We start from the raw sequence: 11,589 nt of genomic DNA on the forward strand, positions 1-11,589 counted from the left end.
AAACTAGCAAATATCATGCTATTTGCTATTTATGAGTAATAAGCTATGACTATTCATCATCTTCAGTCTCGTTATCAGCATTCTTCTCTTTATGCTTTATGCCAATCTTATTCACAAAAAACTAGTATTGCAGTCGTTGTGATTGGCTGTGTTGTTCTTATGAGGTGGATGAAAGATATTACAGTTCTTAAGAGCGTTGTGCCGGGATGGGTAGCGATGAAAGTCAACACTGCTATCTGTTTGATTTTAGGAGGAACATCTTTATGGCTGGTTCCTTAATATCAATAGCAATACATACAGCCGTTGCATTTATCTTACTCATCTGTGGCATTCTGTTTGCCTGTCCAAACCGTGGATTAATGATTGTAGTCACTAGTAAACATGCAGGCGGAATAATGGCTAGGAATTTATTACCAGCGGCGATTATGTTTCCGCCAGCCATCTGCTGGCTAGTTCTGTCTGGGTATCGAATGGCGATTTATACTGCGGAATTTGGACTATGTATTTTAAGTGTTTTGAATATTATTGTCTTTGCGGTGTTGATTTGGCGGAATGCCCGATCGCTTAACATCATTGATCATCAGCGACGGCGATCGCAAATAGCATTGCAAAAAGTTAACGAAGAACTCGAAGAAAGAGTGATCCTTCGCACAAATGAGTTATTAAAGACGCTGGGACAGTTACAAACAGAAATTGGCGAACGCCAAACTATCGAACAAGCTCTTTTTCAAGAAAAAGAACTTGCTTTAGTGACATTGCAATCAATTGGGGATGGAGTGATTACCACAGATGCTAGAGGTTTGATTAAATATATCAACCCAGTTGCCGAGATACTGACTGGTTGGAGTCTAAGTGAAGCAATGGGTATGCCATTAACACAAGTTTTTCAGATTATTCATGAAAATACCCGCGAAGCAGCAGAAAACCCAGTCGAACAAGTCTTAGATTCTGGCATGATTGTTGCTTTAAGCAATCACACAGTGCTGATTACCCGCAATGGTAGAGAATTGTCTATTGAAAACTCCGCTGCCCCAATTCGTACTAGAGACGGCGATATTGTTGGTGTAGTGCTGGTGTTTCACGACGTTACCCAAAACCGCAATATGGCAAGTTTATTATCTTGGCAAGCCAAACACGATAGTTTGACAGGACTAGTAAACAGACGAGAGTTTGAACATCGTCTAGCACAAGCCGTCACCAACGCTCAGACTGGTACAGAACAACACGCCTTATGTTATTTAGATTTAGACCAATTTAAAGTTATCAATGATACTTGCGGTCATGTTGCTGGCGATGAACTATTGTGTGAAATTGCTAATTTGTTTCAAAACCATGTCCCTTCCTGTGACACACTTGCACGTTTAGGGGGAGATGAATTTGGCATTATATTCAACAACTGTTCTCTAGAAGCAGCCGTATTCAGAGCTAATATCATCCGAGAACACACGCAAAAGTTTCGCTTTGTCTGGAAACAAGATAAAGTGTTCAATCTCAGCATCAGCATGGGCTTAGTTGCCATCAACACTGATACGCCAGATATGAATAGTGCCTTAAGTGCTGCTGATGGAGCTTGTTATGTGGCGAAAAATCAAGGGCGTAATCGAGTACATATTTATCAAGCTGATGATCTGGAATTGGCAAGACAGTATGGTGAGATGCAATGGGTTGGCAGAATTACCCAAGCATTAGAAGACAATCGTTTTCGGCTTTATTACCAGTCTATTGTTCCCGTTACTAGAAACGACTCAGAAACAGAACATTACGAAATTCTCTTACGACTGATTGATGAAACGGGTAAGTTAGTCTCACCAATGGCGTTTATTCCGGCGGCTGAACGCTACAACCTGATGCAAACCATTGACCGTTGGGTAATTCACACCTTTTTTAGTCATCTAGGTCAATGCGTAGATTTTCAACAATATTATTGTCCGTTAATAGAATACTCTCGTGGTTGTTTATATACAATCAATCTTTCTGGCGCTAGTATTAACGATGATCAATTTATTGATTTTGTCTGCGACCAGTTCACATTACACCAAATTCCCCCCGAAGCTATCTGCTTTGAAATTACCGAAACTGTCGCTATCAAAAACTTAGGTAAAGCAGCGAGATTTATTCGTGCATTAAAAGACTTTGGTTGTTGCTTTGCCTTAGATGATTTTGGTAGTGGGATGTCTTCGTTTGCTTATCTCAAAAATTTACCAGTCGATTATTTAAAAATTGACGGCAGTTTTGTGAAGCACATTGTAGAAGAACCAATTGATTTAGCAATGGTAGATGCTATCAATAAAATTGGTCAAGTTATGGGGATTCAAACTATTGCCGAGTTTGTGGAAAACAACGACATTTTAAAAGTAATTCAAAACCTTGGGGTAAATTATGCCCAAGGCTATGGTGTTGGTAGACCTACTCCTTTTAATTTATTTCAATTCAATTAGCAGATAGTAGATATCCGATGGCAAGATGATTATCATCTAATATCTAAAATTTAAAATCCAAAATTGATTGACTCAGCACTTTGCCATAAATTCTGCGCGCAATTGATTAACAACGCGATCTAAACCTACAGAATGAGCCGCTTTAAATAAAATCAGATCGCCTGCTTGAATAAATGTTTTGAGTCGCGCTACTAAATCGCCGTGACTAGCAAAGCACTCTGAGGGTACACCTTCAGCACTTTGAGCGATCGCTTCAGCATCTTGTCCGTCTACCAAAACCAGTAAACCATCTAAATGCAGGTTACGGACGGTTTCACCGACTTTTTGGTGTAATTGTGGCGATCGCTCTCCTAATTCTTTCATGGCTCCCAATACGGCAATTTTGCGCTTTCCGGGAGTGTCTGCCAATAACTGCAAAGCAGCTAACATTGCTTCGGGTGCAGCATTATAAGTTTCATCTAAGAATACAACATCATTGGGTAAAGTATAACGTTGCGATCGCCCCGTGGGCATATCCACTGTGACACCATCAGTTAAGGTAGACCAATCAATTCCCAATACCTTAGCCACAGCTAAAGCAGCTAAAAAATTTGTGGCATTATGGCGACCAGCCAGCGGTAGAGGTAGTTTTATCCCTGCAACTTCTATAGTTTCACTATCAATTAAATTGCCTGAAATATCGCCGCCAGATAAACCATAAGTTAAAACTTCACCCGACCAAACCTTTTTAGCTGTGGCGATTAATAAAGGATTATCATGATTGAGAATTGCTACACCATCATGAGGCATTTCAGCGAGTAATTCACATTTTGCCTCAGCGATCGCGGCTTCTGAACCCAGCAACTCAATATGCGCCGTCCCCACGTTAGTAATTACGCCAATAGTTGGGCGGACAATATGTGTTAGTTCAGCAATTTGTCCTTTACCCCGCATTGCCATTTCAATCACAGCATAATTGTGTTCTGCATCCAGTTCCAAAAGAGTTTTTGGTACACCAATTTCATTATTGAAATTTCCGTAAGTCTTGTGGACTCTACCTTGGGTAGATAAAACCGCTGTGATTAATTCTTTAGTTGTAGTTTTGCCCACAGAACCTGTTACCCCAATCACGGGGATATCAAAGCGATCGCGCCACCATCTAGCAATTGTTTGATAAGCTGCGAGGGTGTTTTTTACTTGTAAAACCGGGAAGTCAGAATTTTCGTAGTCAAAATCCACAATTGCGGCTAACGCACTTTTACCGATCGCTGTGGGAATAAAATCGTGTCCATCAAAATTTTCCCCACGTAAAGCCAGAAATACCTCTCCTGGCTGAAGAATTCGTGTATCAGTTTGGATACCACTGCTAACTTGAGTTAAAGCAGTTGCCGATAAGTTGGTAGATTGTGCCGAGAGAACTTGCAGTAGTTGGGATAGGGTAGAAGACCAAGACATAGATATTTTGGGATGATTTTTATCAAAAATGATTATCTGTTTTCTTAACTAAATCGTCCATAAAGGAGAAGACGAAAAAATTTTGTCATCGTATAATCTTTGTGAGAAAAATACAAAGTACCATACTGTTTTTGCACCGTAAATTTTTAGCGATCGTTCAGGAAGTTAATTATTTTCTGAGACATAATCTCATTGGTCGACTTAACCATGACAAAGCATATCTTATTGCCTAACTTTGTAATCATTCATACTAAATTATCTATAAAATTGTTCACTAATTGTCACTCTTGGCAAGTCATCTGGCTACAATTGCGCCAAAGTAGCAAAATACCTTTCTTTTGGTAGTTAATTTTTAATTATCAGTCCATCTTCAGGGAAAATAAGTATGACATCTTTGGTCAAAGCTACCTAATGCTAATGATAGATGTTTTGTCTTTAACTCTCCCCACAAATTCAACATTCATCAGGCGAACCATAGCATTACCTATCTACAATCAACTACAGAGGAAGACATGATATCACATAGTTCAGGGTTGTATATTCTACTAGTCAGTGTTCACGGCTTGATTAGGGGTAAAAACCTGGAATTAGGCAGAGATGCTGACACTGGTGGACAAACAAAATATGTAGTCGAACTTGCCTGTACATTAGCCAAAAATCCCCAAGTTGAAAGAGTAGACTTGGTAACGCGTTTAGTAGACGACCCAAAAGTCAGTTCAGACTACGCCAAACCTGTAGAAATGCTTTCAGATAAAGCCCAAATCATTCGCCTGGCTTGTGGCCCTCGGCGCTATCTCCGCAAAGAAGTTCTCTGGCCACATTTAGATACCTTTGCAGATGAATTACTCAGACATATTCGCAAAGTTGGTAGAATTCCCAATGTTATTCATACTCACTACGCCGATGCTGGATATGTCGGTTGTCGAGTTGCTGGCTGGCTGGGAACACCGCTTGTACATACAGGTCATTCCCTCGGACGAGTCAAGCAGCAAAAATTATTAGAACAAGGAACCAAACTCGAAACAATAGAAGATCACTTTCATATTAGTACCCGCATTGAAGCTGAAGAAATTACCCTTGGCGGCGCAGCCTTAGTCATCGCCAGTACTCATCAAGAAATTGATGAACAGTACAGCGTTTATGACCAATATCAACCAGAAAGAATGGTGGTCATTCCACCAGGAGTGACATTAGAAAAGTTTTATCCCGCGCCCGAAAATTGGCCAACCCCCCCAATTTACAAGCAATTGCAGCGATTTCTCCAAGATCCAGAAAAGCCAATGATTATGGCAATTTCCCGGCCAGCGATCCGGAAAAATGTCAATCGTCTGATCAAAGCTTTTGGGGAAGATTCCGAACTGCGTCATCTAGCTAATCTTGTAGTTGTGCTAGGACAACGAGATGACATCTCGACAATGGAATTTGGGCCGCGTCAGGTGTTTGCAGAAATATTTCAATTAATCGATCGCTATGATCTTTATGGTCACATAGCCTATCCCAAACACCATAATTCTGATGATGTGCCTGATTTATATCGCTTGACAGCGAAAACTGGCGGCGTGTTTATTAATCCCGCACTCACAGAACCCTTTGGGTTAACTTTGATTGAAGCCTCCGCTTGTGGTGTACCAATTATTGCCACATCTGATGGTGGGCCAAGGGATATTATTGGCGCTTGTGAAAATGGTGTGTTGATTGATCCACTGAATATTGAAGACATTCAAAATGCCCTGCGTGATGCTTTAACAAATAGGCAACAATGGCAACGTTGGTCTAGCAACGGCTTAAGCAATGTCCGCAAGTATTTCTCTTGGGAAAGTCATGTAGAACAATATCTAGAGAAAGTCCGCCTCTTTCCCCAACAAAAGATTCAATCTTTACTCAGTCCAGTGCGGGAATTTCCTACACGCGATCGCCCAGAATGGAAAATCCCAGAAACCAATCACTTACCAACAGCCGATCGCTTCCTAGTTTCCGAAATTGATAACACTTTATTAGGTGATCAGGAAGCTTTGCATCAGTTGATTCATCGTATTCATACTGAAGGACATACAACTGGTGTTGGTATTGCTACAGGCCGCAACCTGGAAAGTACCTTAAATATGTTAGAGGAATGGGAATTTCCCATGCCTGATTTACTCATAACTTCAGCCGGAAGCGAAATCTATTACGGCCCGAAAATCGTTACAGATACCAGTTGGCAAAAACACATCAGCTATAATTGGCAACCTGCGGCAATTCGAGAAGCGATGAAAGCTATTCCTGGAATAGAATTACAGCCACCAGACACCCAAGGTAAGTTTAAAATTAGCTACTTTGTTGATGCTGATCAAGCACCAAATTTCCGCGAAATCATCCGCCATTTGCGTCAGCAACAACTCCCCGTCAAAGGCATTTTTAGCCATAATATGTATCTTGATTTATTACCATTCCGAGCTTCTAAAGGAGATGCTCTGCGCTACGTAGCTTTAAAATGGGGATTACCCGTAAAGCGTTTCTTAGTCGCAGGCGCATCAGGTAATGATGAATCCATGCTGGCGGGTAATACCTTAGCAGTTGTTGTCGGGAATTACAGCAAAGAAATTCACAAGTTACGCGGTTATCCCCAAATTTACTTTGCTCAAGGACTCTATGCTTGGGGGATTTTAGAAGCCTTAGATCACTACGACTTTTTTGGTAATTTATCTGTAACACAGTCAGAACCAGAAATGATGGCAGTGTAATTTCTTAGTTTCACGCGTATGTAGGGGGTAAGTTTTTACTTTTTTATATACGCGGGATGCTCTGTTTAAATTTATTAATTGGGTAATGAAATTCGTTTTATGACAAGGTGCGATCGCAATAACCGTACTTACTCAGTATTGGCATATTGCTCAATAGTAACTGCTGTTATTTTCCATAAAACAGCATTTTATTTTATGATTTGATTTGAAGAATTGATATGAGATTATCCTTGCAGAGGCAAGCTAATGGTAAAGGTTGCCCCTTGATTCAGGGTACTGCTGGCGGTAATACTACCTTTATGAGCTTCGATAATGCGTTTAGCGATCGCTAGTCCTAATCCATTACCGCTACCTTTACGGGAAGGGTCTGTAGTATAAAATTGCTCAAAAATCCGGGGTAAATCACTGTCGTTAATGCCCTTACCCTGGTCTTGAATTTGAATAATTGCTCTTTTTTCTTCACTGTACCCAGATATCAACACTTGAGAATCTGGATGTGAGTGTTTAATAGCATTATCTAATAAATTGAGGATAGCCTGTAATAATCTTTCTTGATCACCTTGTAGTTGTAGTTCAGCGACATTGATTTTCACAGTTACACCTACAGCCTGCATTCGTGGTTCCACTGCATTTACAGCACGGGTAATTAATCCCCGCAAAGAAATTGTTTGCTTTTCTAATTCTGTGACCCCTGCTTCTAAGCGTCCTAAATCTAGCAAGTCATGAATTAAGCGTGATAAACGTTTAGTTTCACTTTCGATAGTTTGAAAAAAGCGATCGCGTAATTCTGCTTCTTCATAAGCACCATTTTTGAGTGCATCAACTGTCACCTGCACATTACTAATGGGTGTACGTAATTCATGAGAAACATTAGCTAAAAATACCCGACGTTCTTGGTCTAAAGAAGCTAACCGTTCACTCATCCGGTTGAGTTCTGCGGCTAACTGATCTAACTCATTATTTTGCTGAATAATCAACTTATCACCGAAATGTCCGCTACCCAAGCGAATCGCAAAGTTCCGCATAATTTCAATCGGTTTTGACAGACTGCGTGCAAATCGACTGCTAATTAATGCACACAGCAATATTGTCACTGCAAGAGTTCCTAAAACACTCCAAATTACAGTCAAAAACTGGCGCTGAAATTGTTTCAGGGTGATGGACATTCGCAATACACCCAATAATTGACCTTGACGCTGAATTGGTCTTGCAATATACAGGCGATCTTCGTTGCTTAAAACTCCTTTAGCAACTCCTTGCGCCGCATAATTTTGGAAAGCTTGCTGCATTCCTGGCACTTTGTACCAATTCGTAACTTGCTGATCTAATTTGGGGTCAGAAGTTGCGATAAGACTGCCTTTTTGATTAAAAACACGCAGCGTTATTGTCTGTGGTGCGCCATAGCGTTGTACTAGTATTTTTACCCGTGAAATATCCTTTTCTTCTAGCGCATCTGCTACGCTTTCACTCAAGGCGCTTGTCCAGTTTTCTAAGTCCATCTGTCGTGTCCGCATAAAGTACGCATGGAACGACCACAAAATATAACCAGCCATGAGTGATGTGCCGAAAGCTGTCAGCATAAGATAGGTGGCTAACAGCTTGGCATGAATTGTATTTAACTTAATGCGTGGTATCCAGCCTGTCATGAAGGCTGTTCCCCAGAACGACGGCGCAACACAGCTTTAATCCGTGCTAGTAGTTCGCGGGTGTTGAATGGTTTAGTCACATAATCATCTGCCCCTGCTTCTAAACCCCAAATTTTATCTATATCTTGATCTTTAGCAGTAAGCATAACAATCGGTACATCAGAAAAAGCTCGAATTCGCCAGCAAACCTCCATACCGCTAACTTCTGGCAGCATAATATCGAGCAAAATTACATCAGGTACTTGTTTATGGAACTGTTTGATCGCACTATGCCCATCAGCCGCGATCGTCACTGTGTAGCCCTCTTTTTGTAATGTGTAAGTGAGACTGTCACACAAGGGTATTTCATCATCTACGAGTAAAATATGGGGCATTTTTCATTTCTAGAATAAACGTTTAATTCTAGCTTGTGTAGTTTGTAGTAGGTTTGGCATCCTTCTGTGGTTACAGGTTGGCGATCGCAATTCTAACAGGACTTACGCACAGACTACGGAAAATCGAACCACAGAGACGCAGAGGTCACGGAGAAATGAGAGTTTGAGAGGTGTTTTGCGTAAGTCCTATCTAACTTGAAGCACTTGTATAAAATCGCAAAGCAAACCGCCAAAACTTAGTAGAAAGCCAAAATAAAACAATTGCTAACACCATTGCACCTATCAACCCACTAAACTGAACTCGACCCAACATTACTTCTGCGGGAATAGTAGTCAAAAATGTGACTGGTACAACAAAGGTAAAGAAAAAACGGTAAGCTGCGGGATAAGCCACCATTGGATATCTACCAGCCTCCAACAAACCCCGCAATACTTCAGTGGCGTTATTAATTTTCACAAACCAGATGCTAGTGGCTCCCAGCATAAACCACAGGCTATAAAAAATAACTAAACCAAATAATAAAGGTACCGCACTCAGCAGATAGTTCTGAATTCCTAAGCCCAGGCGCTTACCTGCATAACCAATGATCATCATACCGAAAATTATGTCCGGTAATCCCCAAGGCGAAAGAGTATGAGTAGATAGCCAAAATTGACTACGGATAGGTTTGAGGAGTACAAAATCTAAAGTTCCTATCTGGACATGACTCACAATTTTATTTAAGTTAGGAGCCAAAAATGTCGCCGAAAAGCCTTGCAGTATGGTAAAAATACCCAACACAACTAAAGCGGCTTCCCACGACCAGCCAGCAAAAGTATAGCCAGTGCGATAAAACAAGAACAAGCCAAAAATACTTCCAACTAAATTACCCAAGCTGGTAAGGGTAGCGACGACAAAGTTAAGCCGATACTCCATCTCTGCTGCGATGGAGGTAGTCCAAAATAGTCGGATTAATTTCCAATATCTCCTCATTTTCGATTGAAACTCCATGACATAAATAATTGATCAACTTATGCAAACTTCATAATATTCATCATGCAGCAATATTGCTGAACGCTAAGATATTTAATGCTGATGCTTGAGAAAGTGAGATTTCATAAATTTTGATTTACCAGAGTTAAACTTTACCAGCGGAACAAATAGATAAATATTTATTGCCAATTATTCGTGGGATTATTGTTATTTCTTTAGTGCCTACCATTGTGGATTAATCCCAGAAAACAGATCCAAAAACTAGTAAATTAGAGTTTGTCCAGTCCATTATCAGATTTTAAATTCCTGAATTTACTTTTTTATGAAATTTTATGGCTAGATTATCTCAAGAATTACAACGCTATTTCTTTGAAGAAGAAAGATCAGCAAAAGTGACTTTGGCAGATATTCTGCTTTTAGCACAAGAAAGAATTTTTGGCTTTTTACTAGTTATTTTGTCTCTACCTTCAGCCTTACCAGTACCCGCTCCAGGATACTCAACGCCTTTTGGTATCCTAATTTTTTTACTCGCAATACAATTAATTGTAGGTGCAAAAAGTCCTTGGCTACCGCAGAAAATGTTAAATCACCCAATCCAACTAGAGACAGTTCAAGGGTTTTTGAAGGCGGGAATTCCTTGGTTACGCAGAATTGAAGCGATCGCTCGTCCTCGTCTCACTGTTGTTTGTACTACAACCCCAGGTAGGGTGACAATCGGTATAGCGATCGCTCTTATGTCAATTTCGATGATGATTCCCATTCCTGGAACAAACACATTACCAGCTATGGGTATTTTTGTAACTGGTTTTGGTCTGTTAGAAGATGATGGTGCTATTAGTTTAGGTGGTTTAGCCCTGAGTCTGATGGGCGCAATTTTGACTACTTCAATCTTAATTGCACTGATTTGGGGTGGTTCCAGTATTCTTGATTTAATCAGAGCTTGGTTAGGTCGTTAGCTAAAATTTCTTTCTTTAGGAGAATTAACTAGAAGCGCCAGAGAGTAAGAATAAAGTTATGAATGGTGTGAACATCAATCTCTATCTACTCCTAGAAAATCTCTTGTTTTTGACTGTTGCCACATCTTGGATTGGGATTTTAAGTCGGGTATGGAAACATCCCAAACCATATACTTTGCCTTTACCATTCCCTTGGTGGCACAAGTGGTAGTTCTTATCAATCCAAATACTAGGTGTACTACTACAACTACAAATTATGTTGTTGTGGGGCGTATGGTGGAAACACAGCGCTGTATTAGCTGTTCTGGGTTGGTACTTTATTATCTTGGGTTTGCAAATTTTGTTTGAAGTTGTAACTCTAAGAAAACTACAAAATGTAATATGGGTACTAGTGCCTTATATTTACTTACCTTATCGTTTCTGGAAACTTTACGAAGGTTTGACACTGTTGGGTTCAGAACCTGAACTGCTGTGGGTGCGATATTTATTGATGTTTGAACTAGTGCTATGGATTGTGAACTACGCCATAGATGTATCGCAGCTACCCAGACTATTTCGTTGGGAAGTAGATTCAACATCTCTAACAAGTTAACAGTTGAACATATTTATCAAGTGAATTTAAAATTTTGATGGCTGTGGTGGACAGTTTAAAAAGATGAACGTAACTTGCTGCCGTACACTGATAAATGGAGGTAAAGGTAATAAATCATCTCCAAAACTTGCATTGTTTATTGGCTTCAGCTACAGTCAAGACATATTCCCTGGAGTTAAATTATGCAGATCAAGTTAAATGTTGAGGCATAAATTGTATCTTATTTTACTTTTAGGGATTATTTCATCTCTTTTTTTATATATTTATTGAGAAAGATTTGCAATATAATTTCCAGGATTGGGAACTTACAAGCCCGTAACTTTAAACAACTTTTTAAAACACATACAAAAGGAATATCTAGCGATAAGCCACTACATAATTTAATCAAAAATTTAAAATTTTTCCGGAAAAGTACAGTAATAACTTATTGGAGTTTAGCTGACAATATTGTGG

At 39.9% G+C, this 11,589-nt stretch carries 10 protein-coding genes; 6 read left to right on the plus strand and 4 right to left on the minus strand.

Annotated features, from left to right (window positions below):
• Window positions 1–45 precede the first annotated feature (45 nt).
• Both NOS7107_RS28510 and NOS7107_RS08975 read left to right on the plus strand, forming a co-directional pair.
• Window positions 46–279 (plus strand): hypothetical protein, encoded by a 234-nt coding sequence (locus tag NOS7107_RS28510; protein ID WP_015112660.1) that lies wholly within the window; start codon window positions 46–48, stop codon window positions 277–279.
• Window positions 264–2,438: an EAL domain-containing protein gene (locus NOS7107_RS08975; RefSeq protein WP_015112661.1), complete on the plus strand. Its 2,175-nt coding sequence runs from the start codon at window positions 264–266 to the stop codon at window positions 2,436–2,438. The genes NOS7107_RS28510 and NOS7107_RS08975 overlap by 16 nt, the downstream gene beginning before the upstream one ends.
• A 72-nt stretch (window positions 2,439–2,510) precedes the next feature.
• On the opposite strand, the gene murF is transcribed toward NOS7107_RS08975, so the two are convergent.
• The gene (gene murF, locus NOS7107_RS08980) at window positions 2,511–3,872 is read right to left on the minus strand and encodes a UDP-N-acetylmuramoyl-tripeptide--D-alanyl-D-alanine ligase (RefSeq protein ID WP_015112662.1); all 1,362 of its coding nucleotides are present in this window, start codon (window positions 3,870–3,872) and stop codon (window positions 2,511–2,513) included.
• A gap of 515 nt (window positions 3,873–4,387) precedes the next feature.
• On the opposite strand from murF, the gene NOS7107_RS08985 reads away from it, so the two are divergent.
• On the plus strand, window positions 4,388–6,595 hold the full coding sequence (locus NOS7107_RS08985) for an HAD-IIB family hydrolase (protein ID WP_044500660.1): 2,208 nt from the start codon (window positions 4,388–4,390) through the stop codon (window positions 6,593–6,595).
• A 224-nt stretch (window positions 6,596–6,819) separates the two neighbouring features.
• Here the strand turns inward: NOS7107_RS08985 and NOS7107_RS08990 are convergent, their stop codons facing one another.
• The 3 genes from NOS7107_RS08990 to NOS7107_RS09000 all read right to left on the minus strand — a co-directional run bounded on the left by NOS7107_RS08990 (window position 6,820) and on the right by NOS7107_RS09000 (window position 9,588).
• On the minus strand, window positions 6,820–8,241 hold the full coding sequence (locus tag NOS7107_RS08990) for a cell wall metabolism sensor histidine kinase WalK (RefSeq protein WP_015112664.1): 1,422 nt from the start codon (window positions 8,239–8,241) through the stop codon (window positions 6,820–6,822).
• Window positions 8,238–8,615 (minus strand): response regulator transcription factor, encoded by a 378-nt coding sequence (locus NOS7107_RS08995; protein ID WP_015112665.1) that lies wholly within the window; start codon window positions 8,613–8,615, stop codon window positions 8,238–8,240. The genes NOS7107_RS08990 and NOS7107_RS08995 overlap by 4 nt, the downstream gene beginning before the upstream one ends.
• A 190-nt stretch (window positions 8,616–8,805) precedes the next feature.
• Window positions 8,806–9,588, minus strand: coding sequence for an ABC transporter permease (locus NOS7107_RS09000; RefSeq protein WP_015112666.1), 783 nt, complete (start codon window positions 9,586–9,588; stop codon window positions 8,806–8,808).
• Between the two features lie 332 nt (window positions 9,589–9,920).
• Between NOS7107_RS09000 and NOS7107_RS09005 the strand changes: the two genes are divergently transcribed.
• The 3 genes from NOS7107_RS09005 to NOS7107_RS29360 are packed head-to-tail and all read left to right on the plus strand — an operon-like array spanning window position 9,921 to window position 11,136.
• Window positions 9,921–10,544 (plus strand): exopolysaccharide biosynthesis protein, encoded by a 624-nt coding sequence (locus NOS7107_RS09005; protein ID WP_015112667.1) that lies wholly within the window; start codon window positions 9,921–9,923, stop codon window positions 10,542–10,544.
• Between the two features lie 58 nt (window positions 10,545–10,602).
• Window positions 10,603–10,755, plus strand: a complete 153-nt coding sequence (locus NOS7107_RS29355) for a hypothetical protein (RefSeq protein WP_253274535.1) — start codon at window positions 10,603–10,605, stop codon at window positions 10,753–10,755.
• 45 nt (window positions 10,756–10,800) lie between these two features.
• Window positions 10,801–11,136: a hypothetical protein gene (locus tag NOS7107_RS29360; protein ID WP_253274536.1), complete on the plus strand. Its 336-nt coding sequence runs from the start codon at window positions 10,801–10,803 to the stop codon at window positions 11,134–11,136.
• Window positions 11,137–11,589: the final 453 nt, after the last annotated feature.

The sequence above is a fragment of the Nostoc sp. PCC 7107 genome, assembly GCF_000316625.1.
In the GTDB taxonomy this organism is placed as follows: domain Bacteria; phylum Cyanobacteriota; class Cyanobacteriia; order Cyanobacteriales; family Nostocaceae; genus Nostoc_B.